Source organism: Butyrivibrio sp. LB2008, from assembly GCF_000621565.1.
Taxonomy (GTDB): domain Bacteria; phylum Bacillota; class Clostridia; order Lachnospirales; family Lachnospiraceae; genus Butyrivibrio.
This window is the reverse complement of the sequence record NZ_KK211307.1, coordinates 132,728-148,191: the sequence shown is the minus strand read 5'-3', so window position 1 is coordinate 148,191 and position 15,464 is coordinate 132,728. Positions and strand designations below refer to the sequence as shown.

Sequence of the window (15,464 nt, the reverse complement as noted above, 5' to 3'; positions counted from 1 at the left end):
TATTTTTTGAGGAGACGGTATGAATAATATGCGACACATGATGAACCCCCTCGACTTCAGCGTTGCTGAATTGGAGGCACTTTTCGATGTAGCAAACGATATCGAGAACAATATGGAAGCCTACGCTCACAAATGTGACGGCAAACTTCTTGCTACATGTTTCTATGAACCCAGCACCAGAACGAGACTCAGCTTTGAGACAGCAATGTTAAGACTCGGCGGCAAATGTTTAGGTTTTGCCGATGCAAGTAATTCTTCAGCAGCCAAGGGCGAAAGTGTTGCTGATACAATTCGTGTTATCTCCTGTTTCGCAGACATATGTGCCATGCGTCATCCCAAGGAAGGCGCTCCGATGGTAGCAGCTGCCAACTCAGAAATTCCCGTTATAAACGCCGGTGACGGTGGTCATCAGCATCCTACCCAGACACTTACCGATCTTCTTACGATCAGATCGTTACATGGTAAATTAGGCGATTTCACTATCGGTCTTTGTGGCGACCTTAAATTCGGTCGAACAGTCCATTCTTTAATAAATGCTCTTACAAGATATGAAGGTATCAATTTTATCTTCGTTTCTCCCAAGGAACTTCGTGTTCCCGATTACATCACAGAAATGCTCAACAACAAAGGCATTAAATACGAAGAAGTCATTAAGCTTGAAGAAGTTATGCCAAAGCTCGATTTCCTCTACATGACACGTGTTCAGAAGGAACGTTTCTTCAACGAGGAAGACTATATAAGACTTCGTAATTTCTATATTCTCGATGAAGCCAAGATGACTCTTGCAAAAGAGAAAATGCATATCCTTCATCCTCTTCCGAGAGTAAATGAGATTGCCGTTGAAATAGACAAAGATCCAAGAGCCGCATACTTTAAGCAGGTTCAGTACGGACTGTATGTAAGAATGGCTCTTATCCTTACACTTCTAAATATGACAGATGCGCATATGAACGAAGGGTTACTGAGAAAATTCTAAGATATAAAAAACAGAAAGAGGTTATACATGTTAAATATCGGAAAAATTGAAGAAGGTTTCGTACTTGATCATATCCAGGCCGGAAAAGGAATGCAGATTTACAATCATTTGGGGCTCAATAAGCTCGATTCCACGGTAGCGATAATAAAGAATGCCAAGAGTAAAGTTATGGGCAAAAAAGACATCTTAAAGGTCGAATGCGATGTCGATACTCTTAACCTCGATATCCTTGCATTTATCGATCACAACATCACGGTAAATGTAATCAAGGCAGGTAAGATCATCGAGAAGCGTGCTCTCGTTCTTCCCAAAGAGATCACAAACGTCATCCGCTGCCACAACCCCAGATGTATCTCATCCATCGAGCAGGGACTTCCTCAGGTCTTCTATCTCGCCGACGAAAAAAAGGAAGTATACCGCTGCAAGTACTGCGACGAGAAGTACACTGAAGGGGATGCTGCGAAGAATTAAGGTAGTGCCTTTAGTTGGGGGATTAAGGAAAAAGTTTATGCCGTGACCACTTCGGCAATATATATAAATATAAATATGAAAAGAGCCTTGAGAAATCATATGTTTCTCAAGGCTTCTATTCATGGGGTTTGTCTGTTGTATTGGTTTATATTATCAATTTATCAATATCCGAATTCCTGTGCCCAGTACCAGTTGCCATCTGATGCTAAGAATACTGCGATACCTACTGTCTTGTATCCTGCATCCATAATGTTGGCAGCGTGTGTAGGTGAATTCATCCATGCTGTGTAAACTGCGTCAGCTGACTGATACAATTTTGCAAGGTTCTCACCATACTGAACATTGCTATCTACGGTGTAGAAAGCTGATCCATTGGGTCTTGTATGTGAAAATGAAGTTGTGATCTCATTAGCTCTAACCTGAGCAGCTGATGTAAGAGCATCACTCCATACAAGCTGGCTAAGTCCCTGTGCAGCTCTCTGCTGATTCATAAGATTGAAAACACCGGCGCAAGCATCAATTGCTGCCTGACTTGATGATGCAGATCCTGCAAGAGCAATTGCCTGATCATCAATATAAATCTGTCCGTCACCTTCACCAGCACCTCTTGTTGCAGCCTGACCATCGAGTGCACCCTCCTTAGTTGAGCCACAAGCTACAACAGTAAAAGCAAGCACACATGAAAACATTACAGCGAAAACTTTTTTTAAATTTCTCATATCCATCTCTCCTGCATAAGCATAAATTTTAGGTACAACATAACCCTCTCATAACCTAAATATACTTTAAAGCAATTCTATTTATCGTTCAATATAATTAATCACATTTTTTGGGTTAAAAATATCTATTATTTCACTTAAATAAGTTGTTCTATGAAATTTTTTTACCTAAATTTCGTTTGGTATCATCAAATGCCCTTGACTACTGGATTTCAAAAATTCACAATTTTATCCGTTGATTCGAATATATGTTCGGTGTATAGTATAATTACAAAAAATTAATCAAAATTAATCTTCGTTCTATCGATAAAGAGGTTTTAATTTGAACGTTTTTTCGTACAATTATACAAATTACATATTTCATATAGATGTAAACTCAGCTTTCCTGTCCTGGTCAGCTCTCAAGCAGCTTCGAGAAGATCCGAATTCTGTCGATCTTAGGACCATCCCATCCGCAGTGGGCGGCGATGTGAAGACGCGCCACGGAATCATCACAGCCAAATCAATCCCTGCCAAGAAATACGGAATCGTTACAGGCGAGCCCGTTGTCAAGGCTCTTCAGAAATGTCCAAAGCTCGTTCTTGTGCATGCTGATTTTGCAACTTACAGAGAGTGTTCTCACGCTTTTATTAATATACTGAACAAGTACTCTCCCAGTGTCCAGCAGGTATCGGTCGATGAAGCCTATGTGGACATGACGGGAACGGAAGCCGTATATGCAGACCTTGTAACTCCCGATATGCCATTCCCTATCTGCGTTGCAAATAAAATAAAGAATGAAATACGTGACACTCTGGGATTTACGGTAAATGTCGGGATATCCGTTAATAAGCTCCTTGCAAAGATGGCAAGTGATTTCACTAAGCCCGACAGGATACATACTCTTTTTCCCTATGAGATTCAAAAGAAAATGTGGCCACTACCTATCGGAGACCTATACGGCTGCGGCAAAGCAACCGCTGACAGGCTTATGAACATTGGAATCAGGACAATAGGCGATGCCGCCAATGCCGATCCCGTGATGTTATCTCATATACTTGGGGAAAATATCGGAAATTATATTTACTACAGTGCAAACGGATACGGAAGTACCGAAGTTTCGGGCGAATATGAAGAAGCCAAGAGTTATTCCAATGAAACCACATTATCTTCCGACCTCTCGTCAGATAATTACGATGCCGACATCATCCCTGTACTAAGGCACTTATCGGAAAGCGTATCAAGGAGACTGCGGCGTGACGGCGTATTTGGGCGAACTGTCACAGTCTCTGTTAAAACAACGGATTTTAAGCGCCACTCCTGCCAGATGCAGCTTGATAATTCCATCGATGATGCAGACAAGCTTTTTACTTATTCCAAGGAACTTGCGGATAAGATGCTGCTTGGAACGGAAGGCCTTTTTATAAAAGGAGAAAAAATAAGGCTCGTCGGTGTCGGCTTAAGTAAACTGGACGACGGCTCTTACAGGCAGCTCTCACTTTTTGATGATTCTTTTAATAACAAGAGTGATGAACGGACCCAAAGGCTCAATAAGATGGCTGACGAGATCAATCTTAAATTCGGAAAAGATACAATAAAGAAAGGCCGCATATAAAAACTGCGATAAGTAATATCAGCTACTTATCGCAGTTTTCATATCTTCGGGAAGTTCTGCTTCAAAAGAAAGCCTCTCTCCCGTTATAGGCTGTTCAAATTCAAGGTGACACGCATGCAGCGCAGCTCTGGTCATTCCCTTATTGTCTTCAATATCTTTTCCATAAAGATTATCTCCAAGTAAAGGATGTCCGAGATATGCCATGTGAACTCTGATCTGGTGTGTTCTTCCGGTATCAAGCTGTAGCCTTACCAGGGAAAAATCCCGGAACTCTTTTTCTATCTTGTAATGAGTCACGGCTCTTTTCCCGTCGCTTCTGACTTCTCTTATCATTCTCTGCCCCGGAATCCTCTCTATGGGCGCATCAACCGTTCCTTCTTTTTCATTAAATATACCGGTGCAAAGTGCCAGATACTCTTTTCTTCGGGACATATTCTCATTCTTTTGAGAAAGAACCGATGCACTGTGCCTGTTTTTGGCAAAGATGATAAGCCCGGACGTCTCTCTGTCGAGTCTTCCGATAACACGCATAACATGCTCCTGCCCTGTTTTCGCATAGTATCCCGCAAGTGCATTGCTAAGAGAGTCCATGTAATGAGCATAAGAAGGATGAACCACCTGATCGCCTCTTTTATTTAACAGGATAAGGTCCTCATCTTCATAGACTATATTGACCGGCTCATCACTCGGCACAATAACAGAACTGTTCTCTATATCTTCATATAACCTGACGGTCAGCACATCTCCGGGATCAAGCTCTGTGATTATCCTAACGGGCACGCCTTTACACATGACACCGTCCTCAAAAAGCTTGCACCTGCTCACCTCCCTGCTTGAAAGCATGAGCCTCTCCCTCATAACCTCTCCTGCAGTGATCGTTCCATCTGCTTCAGTCACCGTATATTCAATTTCTCTATATGCTTTACTCATAGTGGGTATTCTATTAGAAAAAACTGAAAGTGTCAAAAACGCGACATTTTCTGCCTTAATCCAAAATGGGAGGGAAGAAAATGCCGCGTCATAATAATTATTTAGATATCTTTTTTGTCCCGCATACGCTCAATAGCATCCATAGCAAGACGGCTACGTTCACACTCAGATGCAGAAAGAGAAATCTGCCAACAAAACGGGCTTCCTTTCATATGCTCACTCGCGTAAGAAAGACCATTTGTCCGCTCATCAAGAAACGGTCTGTCTATCTGGTTTGGATCGCCAAGGAGAATTATCTTAGTATCCTTGCCTGCTCTGGTTATAATACCTTTAGCCTGCGTTGGTGTCATATTCTGTGCTTCGTCTATTATAAGATACGTTTTCAGAATCGATCTTCCTCTGATGAAATTCAAAGCTTCACACTGAATAATACCGCGATCAAAGACTTCGTCCGTCTTGTCCGTAAGCTCTTTTTCATCCTTGTATCGCTCTTCTTCGTTAGAATCAATGAGCTGCTCAAGGTTATCGATTATAGGTCGCATAAGAGGTGATATTTTTTCCTGCTCATCTCCGGGCAAAAAACCTATATCATCATCAAACTGTGAATTCGGTCTGCACACAAGAATCCTTCTGTACTCACCTGTTGGTCTGTTGAGCATCTTCTCAAGACCTACCGCGAGCGAATAAAAAGTCTTGGCAGTTCCCGCCATTCCTTTAACAATAACAAGCGGTGCAACATCAGCAGGCTGCATAAGTGCTTCCTGAAGGAAATACTGACCTGCATTTCTCGGCTTTACGCCGTAGGGCTGACTCTTCTCAAATTCCAGCTTCTTGATAAACCCGTTCGAAACTCTTCCCATCTGAGTCTTGTTATTGGACTGATCCGCTCTCACAACAACAAACTCGTTCTCATAAAGATCCGGCGAATATTTCTTGCCGTTTTCATCGCAACAATAGACCTTATCTACAGCTATGCCTTTTTTCTTAAAGTCCTTAAATGCATCTTCGGGAGCATATACATCCACTCGTCCGCTGTACTGCTCACCTTCTCCCGCAACTTGCTCAGTCGTAAAGTCCTCAGATTTCATATTGAGAATCTGAGCCTTTATTCTCATGAGAATGTCCTTAGTTACAAGAATTACCTGCTCTTTCCTACTCTCTGAAAGCCCTTTACATACTTTCAAAATTCGATTGTCAGACTTATGTTCTGACAGATCTTTGGGAAGCTCAACATCCTTAAAGTTCTTTTCAACTCTCAGAACTCCGCCGTTATCAAGCTTAATCCCTGCAACAAGATCGCCTGTACCCCGAATCTGCTCGAGGATCCTGATTGCTTCGCGTACATTAGCTCCTCTCTCGCCCTCATCACGCTTATGGGCGTCTAGTTCTTCTAAGACTACCAGTGGAAGAACGACCTCGTTATCCTCAAAGCACTTCAAGGCGTGTGGTGCCTGAATCAAAACATTGGTGTCCAGTACGTAGATCTTCTTCATACGGAGCCCTCCCCATTATTTTATTTTTATGATACATGTATCTGCATGCCAAAAGCCTCTTTTAATACTATTGACATCCGTATCATAATATAATTATACCACATCTTGTGTTTGTATTATCTTTTTTATTGAAAAAGGCACTATATATTGTCAATTTTATATCAATCTCCTATCAAAGAACAATCTATCAAATAAAAAAAGATGTCCGGTTCCTGCTTTTCATAACAATTACATATAGCAAAAACCAAACATCTTTTTATATCATTTTACAGCTCTGCAGCTCTGGCAAGAGCATCATCTATGTGAGGTCTGAAATTCTCACGTCCTACAAGGTCTACGAAGCCGTCTTTTTCCATTGTGCTCATAGGCTGCTCGTTTACGTGTGAGAATACAAGAGTTACATTATTCTTCTTGCATCTGTTGTAAAGTTCTTCAAAAGAGTGCATAGCTGTCGCATCGATAGCCGGAACACCTCTCATACGGATAACAAGAACTCTTGTGAATTCCTTAAATCCGATTGCAGCTATCTGCTCAGCATCTCCAAAGAACATAGGTCCGCTAATCTCATAAACGCGAACGTGCTTTGGAATATCTCTTAAACCTGTTCCGTCCGGATCATCCTCGGGATCGTAGTACTTCCATCCCTTTACTCTAGACTCTTCGCTCATTCTCTTCATGAAGAGTACACATGCAGCAACCATACCGATCTCAATAGCAACAACAAGGTCGAATACGATCGTAAGAACGAATGTCATAACAAGTACAAGGATATCGCTCTTTGGAGCAGTCTTACACAGATGTACGAAAGTTCTCCACTGACACATATTATATGCAACCATGAACAGGATTGCCGCAATTGTCGGCATAGGAATAAGTGCCGCAAAAGGCATAAGTACAACAAGTACAAGAACAAGGCACACAGAATGGATCATACCTGCAATAGGTGTTCTTCCGCCGTTCTTGATATTAGCTGCAGTACGCGCGATAGCACCTGTAGCAGGAATTCCTCCGAATAAAGCAGAACCGATATTACCGACACCCTGAGCAACAAGTTCCATATTTGATCTGTGCTTGGAATCGATCATACTGTCAGCAACAACACAGGATAAAAGAGATTCGATAGCAGCCAGGATTGCAATTGTAAATCCGTCTCCGGCAACATCTTTAAGTGTCTTATAACTGAAAGCAGGAAATCTGAGTGCAGGGAGCTGTCCCTTTATCTCATAAAGATCTCCAATGGTATTAACATTCATATTAAGGAATTTGACCATTAAAATACCGACGATAACCGCAATAAGAGATCCCGGTATCTTCTTATTTATCTTAGGCCAGACAATCTGGATAACAAGACAGATTATTCCCACGATGAGTGCGCTGTAATTAATCGTAGAGATATTTTTTCCGATAGCTTCAATCTTCTCTACAGTCTCAACAGTTGTTGTTCCTGCAGGATATGTAAGGCCAAGGAAATCCTTGATCTGTCCAACAAAGATTGTAACCGCAATACCTGCAGTAAATCCTGTGGTAATAGTGTACGGAATAAATTTAATCAGCGATCCAAGCTTGAAAACACCCATCAATACAAGAATCACACCCGCAAAAATCGTAGCAAGGGCAAGTCCTTCCATTCCCTTACTTGCAACAATTCCCGCAACTATAGTCGCAAATGCAGCCGTCGGTCCCGCAATCTGTACTCTGCTACCGCCAAGGAACGAGATGATGAATCCCGCAACTATTGCAGTGTAGAGTCCTTCTTCGGGGCCCACTCCGGAAGCAAGTGCAAGCGCGATTGAAAGTGGAAGCGCTATGATAGCAACAATGATTCCCGAGATGAGATCCTGCGAGAACTGTTTTCCGTTATAGCCCTTAATAACGGTGAACAGCATGGGTTTTAATTTTTCGTTTTCCATAATAATCTCCCTTGAATAAGATACTTTGTGCTCTGCAATTGGGATTCTCACTAAACTCGCTGTCGCTCGTTAAGTGTTCACCCATGGCTCGCACTAAGCTCGAAAAAACCGCGCTAAGTGCTCTGCACAAAAAACGTCGCCCCGAGTATCTACCGAGGCGGCGTTTCATATTATATCACGTATTCAATTACTTGTTAACTTTTGCATACATGAAGAACTTATATCCAAGAGGACTTGAGAAGAATCCGCTTACGCTATCATCGATCATGTAGATATCTGTGTAGTAGTAGATAGGGCAGATGCAACCTGTAGACATGAGGAGATCCTCAGCTCTGTGCATAAGCTCATAACGAGTCTTTGTATCTGTACATGTCTTGATATCTCCTACGATTACATCGTAAGTCTCAGCCCATGTTCCATTCTCAACCTTTGTCTCATATCCAAGGTCTGTAAGGTCGATGCTGTATGCCTTAACATCAGCGTTTGCGCCCTTTCCAAACTGAACATCGTTGTTACCTGAGTTTGTAAGCCACATATCAAGGAATGAAATAGGATCGTTGTAATCTCCGAGCCATCCGTTACGTGCAACAGAGTAATCACCCTTCTTACGTGTCTCAAGGAATGTAGCCCACTCCTGGTTCTCAAGGTTCATTGTAATTCCAAGACCTGAGAATGTAGCCTGAACAGCTTCTGCGATAGCCTTGTGGCCTTCGTTTGTGTTGTAAAGGTATGTAAGTGTAGGAACATCTGTGAATACCTGCTTAGTCTCATCAAATGTGTAGTACTTCTTAAGTGTCTCAAGAGCCTTTGCCCAGTTATCTTCATAAGCGGGCTCAGTAACATCATAGTAACCTACAACGTTAGGATCTGATCCTGCGTTCTCATAGAACTGTGAACCGTCAGCATCTGTAAGACCCATAGCAACGAATGAAGATGCAGGAATCTGTCCACCCTTAGCAACGTCGTTTACAATATAGTTTCTATCGATAAGAAGTGCGAATGCGTTACGAATCTCGCTCTCAGCGTTTGCCTTCTCTACACCTGTAAGCTTCTTAGATGCAGGAAGAAGTCCCTGGTTAATGTTCCAGCAGATGTAATATGTTCCAAGCTGACCTTCAATCTTGAACTGTGTAGGATATTTCTCCTTAAGTGAAGGGATCTCGTTTGTAGGAACATCATCGATGAACTCCCATGATCCGTTCTCGAAGTTAGCAAGCATGTTGTTTACATCATCAGAAAGATAGAAGTTGATCTCGTTCATTGTAACTTCAGCTGCATTAACGAAATCTTCTCTCTTTGTAAGCTTGATAACTGAGTTGTGCTGCCAATCGCTGATTGTGTAAGCACCGTTACAGATGTATGTCTTAGGATCTGCAGCCCAGCTCTCGTCTGTTACAACATCCTCACGAACAGGCATGTAAGCAGGGAAAGCAAGAAGCTCGTTCCAATAAGGAACATCATTCTTCAAAGTAACTATGATAGTCTTGTCATCGGGAGCTTCAACATTGAGCTTCTCATCGCCCTTTGCATCATCTGCCCACATCTCATCGTAACCAGCAACTACATCAAACATGTAGCCATAGTCAGCAGCAAGCTCCTGACCTGCAGCACGGTTCCATGAGTATACGAAATCACCTGCTGTTACAGGCTTTCCGTCTGACCATGTAAGACCATCTTTAAGCTTATATGTGTATGTAACTGTTCCATCATCATTCTTAACGCCTTCAGTAAATGCCTCTATGCAATCGGGCTGCAATTCAGCTTTACCGTTTGCATCAGCGCCCCATTTAGCGAGACCTGAGAAAAGGTGGCTGATAAGTGTAGCACCGTCAACAGATGAGTTAATTGCAGGATCAAGTGACTGAGGTTCAGATGCCAAACAAACATTAATAACACCAATGTTCTTTCCTTCTTCAGCAGGCTTTGCCTCTGTATTTGCCTGATCTGCTGTAGCAGCAGATGTCTGTGCCCCCGCCTGATCTGCGTTGTCAGTTTTATTTCCGCAAGCAGCGAGGCTCAGTAACATACTTGATGCAAGAAGTACTGAGAGTAATTTCTTTTTCATAATTTTCCTCCTTATGAATTATGAATGTTATATATCATTTAGTTGGCGTCTTCTACATGATGACACGCAACAAAGTGACCTTTACTTACTTCTTTGAACTCAGGCATGCACTCTGCACAATCAGCCTTTGCATAAGGGCATCTGGTGCGGAAAGGACAACCTGAAGGAGCATTAAGAGGGCTCGGAATATCACCCGAAAGCACGATTCTCTGATTTGCTCTTGCGATCTTAGGATCCGGAATAGGAACCGCAGAAAGAAGTGACTTGCTGTATGGATGCAGCGGATGATTATAAATCTCATCAGCATCTGCAAGTTCAACCATCTTACCGAGGTACATAACTGCTATTCTGTCACTGATATGTCTTACAACCAAGAGGTCATGGGCAATAAACAAATATGTAAGCCCAAGTTTGTCCTGAAGTTCATCAAACATATTGATAACCTGTGCCTGGATTGATACATCCAAAGCAGATACAGGCTCGTCGCACACAATAAATTCCGGATTTACAGAAAGAGATCTTGCTATACCGATACGCTGTCTCTGTCCGCCTGAGAACTCATGCGCATATCTTGAAGCATGCTCACTGTTAAGTCCAACATAGCTCATGAGCTCAAGAATACGCTCTCTTCTCTCTTCTTTTGTCTTGTAAAGCTTATGTATATCAAGAGGTTCGCCGATAATATCTGAAACGGTCATTCTGGGATTCAATGATGAATAAGGATCCTGGAATACCATTGTAGCTTTCTTTCTAAACTCTTTAATATCGTTCTTTGTCTTGATAAGCTTTCCGTCGTACCAAATTTCTCCGTCTGTCGGCTTATATAAATTTAATATTGTTCTTCCAACTGTAGTCTTACCGCATCCGGACTCACCTACAAGTCCGAGTGTTTCACCCTTTTTAATAGAAAAAGAAACATCATCAACGGCTTTTAAATATTTGGATTTAAAAAATCCTACATTAATATTAAAGTACTCTTTTAAATGTTTAATTTCAACGAGATTTTTTTCGTTATTTAAATTTTCGCTCACTTCGGTTCACCGCCTTCCATCTGCTTCTTCACATTCATCCAGCATCCCGCTGCATGTAAATCATTAATCTGCATACGTTCTGCTCTCTCGCGAAGACAGATCTTCATAGCAGCATCACATCTTGGTGCAAAAGGACATCCTTTTGGCATATTGAGAAGGTCGATAGGTGTTCCCGTAATAGGCTCTAACTTCTTGCCTTCTTTTCCCTCTGTAGGGATTGAGCGAAGCAATCCTTTTGTATATTCATGACAAGGATTGTAGAAAATCTCATCTGCAGTTCCCTGCTCACATATTGATCCGGCATACATTACAATTACTTCATCACACATCTGGGCAACTACACCAAGGTCATGTGTGATCATGATAATAGCCATTCCAAGTTCTTTCTGAAGTGATTTCATAAGATCAAGAATCTGAGCCTGAATTGTTACATCAAGCGCTGTAGTAGGCTCATCCGCAATAAGAATATCCGGTTCACATGCAAGAGCCATAGCGATCATAACACGCTGTCTCATTCCGCCTGAGAACTCATAAGGATACTGATTCATTCTCTTCTCAGGCTCATTAACATTAACAAGTCTGAGCATTTCTATAGCACGATCTTTAGCCTGCTCTCTGTTTCTGTTTGTATGGAGAAGAATTGCCTCCATAAGCTGGTGTCCTATTGTATAAGTAGGATTAAGAGATGTCATGGGATCCTGGAAAATGATAGAAACCTTATTTCCACGTACTGTCTTCATGACTTTCTCGCCTGCACCTACAAGCTCCTGTCCGTCAAGCTTTATTGAGCCCGAAACGATTTTTCCGGCTCCGGCAAGAATCTGCATGATTGAATATGCCGTTACAGACTTACCTGAACCTGACTCTCCTACTATTCCGAGGACTTTTCCTCTGTCTAAATAAAATGATACGCCATTAACTGCCTTAACCTCTCCGGCGTCGGTAAAAAATGAGGTATGCAGATCTTTAACTTCTAATAAACTCATCTTTTCAAATCTCCAAATTGTATTGTTCTACTGTAAAACCATCAGTCACATCAAGTATCAAGCTTAGGATCGAACGCATCGCGAAGTCCGTCACCGAATAGATTGAGAGACAAAACGATGAGTGAAATAACCAGCGCAGGAAATACCAATCTGTAAGGATATGAACTAATTCCGTTAAGCGCATCTGAAGCAAGTGATCCCAATGAAGGCATCGGTGCATTTACTCCAAGTCCCAAGAATGAAAGGAAACTCTCAGTAAAGATAGCACTGGGAATCTGAAGCGCTGTTGAAATTATAATAACTGAAAAGCAGTTGGGAATAAGATGTTTTAAAATAATCCACTTTCCTTTTGCTCCGGCTGCCTGTGAAGCCAAAACGTATTCCTGTTCCTTAAGTGACAAAATCTGTCCTCTTATAAGTCTTGCCATTGATACCCAATAAAGAAGTCCAAAGACAATAAACAAACTTATAATATTTGAACCAATCTTAGCAAGAACAGTTCCGTCAAGTGTTCCCTCAAGAGCAACCTTAAGTACCGATGAAAGCAAAATAACCATCAGCATATCCGGAAGTGAATAAATAATATCGACTATTCTCATTATTATAAGGTCGACTTTGCCTCCGGCATAACCTGCCACAGCTCCGATCGTCATACCAATAATAAGAACGATGATACTTGCAAAGAAACCTACAGCAAGTGAAATACGTGTTCCATATACTACTCTTATGAAATAATCACGTCCCTGAGAGTCTGTTCCGAAAATATGAGGAACAACTTTCTCTCCGTTATCCATTTTTTTGATCTCAGATCTTCCGTATTCAAACGGAGCAAGATCGTTGAATGTGTTATCTACAGGCTTTCCGGGAACCATTCCAAGAGCCTGATCATATTTATAAGGCCAAAACATAGGAACAAAAATTGCGGCCAATGTAATCAATACTATAATAAAGAAGCAAGCAGTTGCGACCTTGTTTTTAAGAAGTCTCTTTACACTATCCTTAAAAAATGTAGATGAAGGGCGCATCTGCACCATATATTCTTTTTCTTCTTCGGTTGCTGGAATAAAATCATCCATATTAACCTGTGCGCTTAATATCTTATTATCCATGTCTCAAAAATTCTCCAATCATTCTAATGTAATACGAGGATCAACAATCTTGTACATAACGTCGCCGACAAGGTTCATAAAAACAATAAGTGTAGCAAGTACAATTGTCGTTCCCATAACAAGCGGATAATCACGACCTGTGATGCTGTTTACGAATGCTCTTCCGATACCGGGAACAGCAAAAATCTGCTCTACAACAAGTGATCCCGTAACGATATATGCAAGCATCGGTCCAAAATATGTGATAACCGGGATAAGTGAATTTTTAAGTGCATGTCCAAAAATAATCTTCACACCTGAAACACCCTTGGCCTTAGCTGTTCTGATATAGTCCTGACCAAGAACTTCAAGCATTGACGATCTTGTAAGTCTTGTTATGTAAGCCATCGGATAAAGTGACAATGTGATAACGGGAAGAATAAGTCCGTTCTTCTGTGCACCGTTAGCCGGTAACCAACCAAGCTTAGTGGAAAAAACGATAAGCAATAAAGATCCCATAATGAAAGATGGCATAGATACAAATGCCGTTGTGATTATCATGATGATCCTGTCAATAATCTTATTTCTTCTGAGTGCCGCGATAGATCCGAATACAACTCCAAATGCAAGTGCTATAAAAGCTGCGATAACACCAAGTTTGATAGAAGTTTTCATTCCGTCAACAATGATGTCTGTAATATTACGACCTCTGAGCTTCAGTGAAGGACCAAAGTCAAATCTGGTAATGTCCTTCAAGTAAGTCAAATACTGTACGCCAAGGGGCTTATCCAAACCATACTTGGCTTCCATTGCCGCCTGAACCGCTGGGGTTACGGCTTTCTCTCCCACGAATGGGCCACCGGGAACTGCATGCATTACAAAAAACGTAACTGTTATAACCACCCAAACTGTAACAACTGCAAGCAAAATCCTCTTTAGAATGTACATCAGTGTCTTTGTGTTCATAAATCTCTCCAACCTGTCTCTCTATGATTAAAAATTATATGTAAATTGCCCTCAAGATGTTTTTCGTTCATAACATTAGCACTGCACCACGTTAAATCACAAAAAAAAATACAATGACATACTTGCCCGTACGCCATTGTATCGTTCTATCACCTTGATATACACGTATTGTTAATAATACGTGCAAGCAAAAATTATGATAAATAAATACCAAACTTATGTCAAGTAGATTGATTAAATTCACTCTAAACTTAATAAAAGTGATTAATATATATCAAGCATCCTTCACAAAAAAACATCTGTCCGCAATACGCGGACAGATGTTATGATTTTGTATTTATGTAAACACAAAATTATGCGAAAAGCATCATAGATTTGCGCTCTTCGTCGTCCTGCCTCTTCTTCTGAAGAGTGTTCTGATAGACATCCAGCGCCTGCTTAGTCTTAAGCTTCTGATAAGCATCTACGCTGTTTCTCTCCTCTTTGTCCATCTGGAATCCATCAAGCTCAAGTGCCGCATGAGAATTATACGAAAGAGCATAATCTACAGCATTTGTCTTGGCACCTGTGTCCGACCTTGCACTCGAAACCTTATCAAGTGCCTTGTCTACATCTTTAAGGTCAAAATTCTTGGTAACGTCATAGTCCTTGATACCAAGTGCATCTAATGTCATATTGTTGCCCGAAATAGTCTCCCTTGAACCATTTGCATCGGATGCAACAGTCATATCCTTTGCTGTCCCGTTTAAAAGTTTCTTTTCATTGTATGAAGTATTGTTGGCAATATCTTCAATACCTTTTTTGTACTGGTCAATCTGATCCTGAATGGATTTCTTGTCACTGTCTGACATTGTTCCGTTCATTGCCTTAACCGAAAGATCTCTGATTGACTGTAAATACCCGGTAACTTCTTCCATCGCGCCGTCTTTTACCTTAAGTGCCGATCCGGCGGATGTAAGATTCTCAGAACCTGCTTCGAGTCCACCTACCTGTTGTTTGGTTCTCTCCTGCATTGCAAGTTCTGAAGCCCCTTGAGCAGCCCTGACATAGGACCCGCCATTTGATATCACTGAGTATGGCGAGTAACCTGCGCTCCCGCTAACAGATGATATGCTACTCATATTAACCTCCTTTTATAAGCGAAAAAACAATAACTTGATTTTATAGTAGCATCATCGTAAAAAAAATCTATACATATTCTATGATAAATTCGTAAAACTGAAACAGAATTACCG

The 15,464-nt window shown here is 41.4% G+C and carries 13 protein-coding genes; 3 read left to right on the top strand and 10 right to left on the bottom strand.

Annotated elements, in window-relative coordinates; genetic code table 11:
* The first annotated feature begins 28 nt into the window (after positions 1-28).
* The gene (gene pyrB / locus T356_RS0115450; RefSeq protein WP_035781459.1) at positions 29-976 is read left to right on the top strand and encodes an aspartate carbamoyltransferase; all 948 of its coding nucleotides are present in this window, start codon (positions 29-31) and stop codon (positions 974-976) included.
* Between the two features lie 27 nt (positions 977-1,003).
* Complete coding sequence (locus tag T356_RS0115445) at positions 1,004-1,447, top strand: aspartate carbamoyltransferase regulatory subunit (RefSeq protein WP_026515266.1); 444 nt, start codon at positions 1,004-1,006, stop codon at positions 1,445-1,447.
* Between the two features lie 161 nt (positions 1,448-1,608).
* On the opposite strand, the gene T356_RS20610 is transcribed toward T356_RS0115445, so the two are convergent.
* Complete coding sequence (locus tag T356_RS20610) at positions 1,609-2,166, bottom strand: CAP domain-containing protein (protein ID WP_051563486.1); 558 nt, start codon at positions 2,164-2,166, stop codon at positions 1,609-1,611.
* Positions 2,167-2,488: 322 nt separating this feature from the next.
* On the opposite strand from T356_RS20610, the gene T356_RS19760 reads away from it, so the two are divergent.
* Entirely contained in the window at positions 2,489-3,760 is a 1,272-nt protein-coding gene (locus T356_RS19760; RefSeq protein WP_035781354.1) for a DNA polymerase Y family protein, read from the top strand.
* Positions 3,761-3,778: 18 nt separating this feature from the next.
* Here the strand turns inward: T356_RS19760 and T356_RS0115430 are convergent, their stop codons facing one another.
* The 9 genes from T356_RS0115430 to T356_RS0115390 all read right to left on the bottom strand — a co-directional run bounded on the left by T356_RS0115430 (position 3,779) and on the right by T356_RS0115390 (position 15,350).
* Positions 3,779-4,690, bottom strand: a complete 912-nt coding sequence (locus tag T356_RS0115430) for an RluA family pseudouridine synthase (RefSeq protein WP_026515265.1) — start codon at positions 4,688-4,690, stop codon at positions 3,779-3,781.
* 101 nt (positions 4,691-4,791) lie between these two features.
* Positions 4,792-6,183, bottom strand: coding sequence for a PhoH family protein (locus T356_RS0115425; RefSeq protein WP_026515264.1), 1,392 nt, complete (start codon positions 6,181-6,183; stop codon positions 4,792-4,794).
* Positions 6,184-6,449: 266 nt separating this feature from the next.
* The gene (locus T356_RS0115420; RefSeq protein ID WP_026515263.1) at positions 6,450-8,093 is read right to left on the bottom strand and encodes a SulP family inorganic anion transporter; all 1,644 of its coding nucleotides are present in this window, start codon (positions 8,091-8,093) and stop codon (positions 6,450-6,452) included.
* A gap of 187 nt (positions 8,094-8,280) precedes the next feature.
* Positions 8,281-10,158, bottom strand: a complete 1,878-nt coding sequence (locus tag T356_RS0115415; protein ID WP_026515262.1) for a peptide ABC transporter substrate-binding protein — start codon at positions 10,156-10,158, stop codon at positions 8,281-8,283.
* A gap of 38 nt (positions 10,159-10,196) precedes the next feature.
* Positions 10,197-11,189, bottom strand: coding sequence for an ABC transporter ATP-binding protein (locus tag T356_RS0115410; RefSeq protein ID WP_026515261.1), 993 nt, complete (start codon positions 11,187-11,189; stop codon positions 10,197-10,199).
* On the bottom strand, positions 11,186-12,175 hold the full coding sequence (locus tag T356_RS0115405) for an ABC transporter ATP-binding protein (protein WP_026515260.1): 990 nt from the start codon (positions 12,173-12,175) through the stop codon (positions 11,186-11,188). The genes T356_RS0115410 and T356_RS0115405 overlap by 4 nt, the downstream gene beginning before the upstream one ends.
* A gap of 50 nt (positions 12,176-12,225) precedes the next feature.
* Positions 12,226-13,284: an ABC transporter permease gene (locus T356_RS0115400; protein WP_026515259.1), complete on the bottom strand. Its 1,059-nt coding sequence runs from the start codon at positions 13,282-13,284 to the stop codon at positions 12,226-12,228.
* A gap of 18 nt (positions 13,285-13,302) precedes the next feature.
* Positions 13,303-14,229 (bottom strand): ABC transporter permease, encoded by a 927-nt coding sequence (locus T356_RS0115395; protein WP_026515258.1) that lies wholly within the window; start codon positions 14,227-14,229, stop codon positions 13,303-13,305.
* 353 nt (positions 14,230-14,582) lie between these two features.
* Complete coding sequence (locus tag T356_RS0115390; RefSeq protein ID WP_026515257.1) at positions 14,583-15,350, bottom strand: flagellin; 768 nt, start codon at positions 15,348-15,350, stop codon at positions 14,583-14,585.
* Between the last annotated feature and the right edge of the window lie 114 nt (positions 15,351-15,464).

Excerpts from the sequence above, each read along its gene's own strand:
- pyrB (WP_035781459.1), top strand. The coding sequence starts at position 29 with ATGCGACACATGATGAACCCCCTCGACTTCAGCGTTGCTGAATTGGAG.
- T356_RS0115445 (WP_026515266.1), top strand. The coding sequence starts at position 1,004 with ATGTTAAATATCGGAAAAATTGAAGAAGGTTTCGTACTTGATCATATC.
- T356_RS20610 (WP_051563486.1), bottom strand. The coding sequence starts at position 2,166 with ATGAGAAATTTAAAAAAAGTTTTCGCTGTAATGTTTTCATGTGTGCTT.
- T356_RS0115430 (WP_026515265.1), bottom strand. The coding sequence starts at position 4,690 with ATGAGTAAAGCATATAGAGAAATTGAATATACGGTGACTGAAGCAGAT.
- T356_RS0115425 (WP_026515264.1), bottom strand. The coding sequence starts at position 6,183 with ATGAAGAAGATCTACGTACTGGACACCAATGTTTTGATTCAGGCACCA.
- T356_RS0115420 (WP_026515263.1), bottom strand. The coding sequence starts at position 8,093 with ATGGAAAACGAAAAATTAAAACCCATGCTGTTCACCGTTATTAAGGGC.
- T356_RS0115415 (WP_026515262.1), bottom strand. The coding sequence starts at position 10,158 with ATGAAAAAGAAATTACTCTCAGTACTTCTTGCATCAAGTATGTTACTG.
- T356_RS0115405 (WP_026515260.1), bottom strand. The coding sequence starts at position 12,175 with ATGAGTTTATTAGAAGTTAAAGATCTGCATACCTCATTTTTTACCGAC.
- T356_RS0115400 (WP_026515259.1), bottom strand. The coding sequence starts at position 13,284 with ATGGATAATAAGATATTAAGCGCACAGGTTAATATGGATGATTTTATT.
- T356_RS0115395 (WP_026515258.1), bottom strand. The coding sequence starts at position 14,229 with ATGAACACAAAGACACTGATGTACATTCTAAAGAGGATTTTGCTTGCA.
- T356_RS0115390 (WP_026515257.1), bottom strand. The coding sequence starts at position 15,350 with ATGAGTAGCATATCATCTGTTAGCGGGAGCGCAGGTTACTCGCCATAC.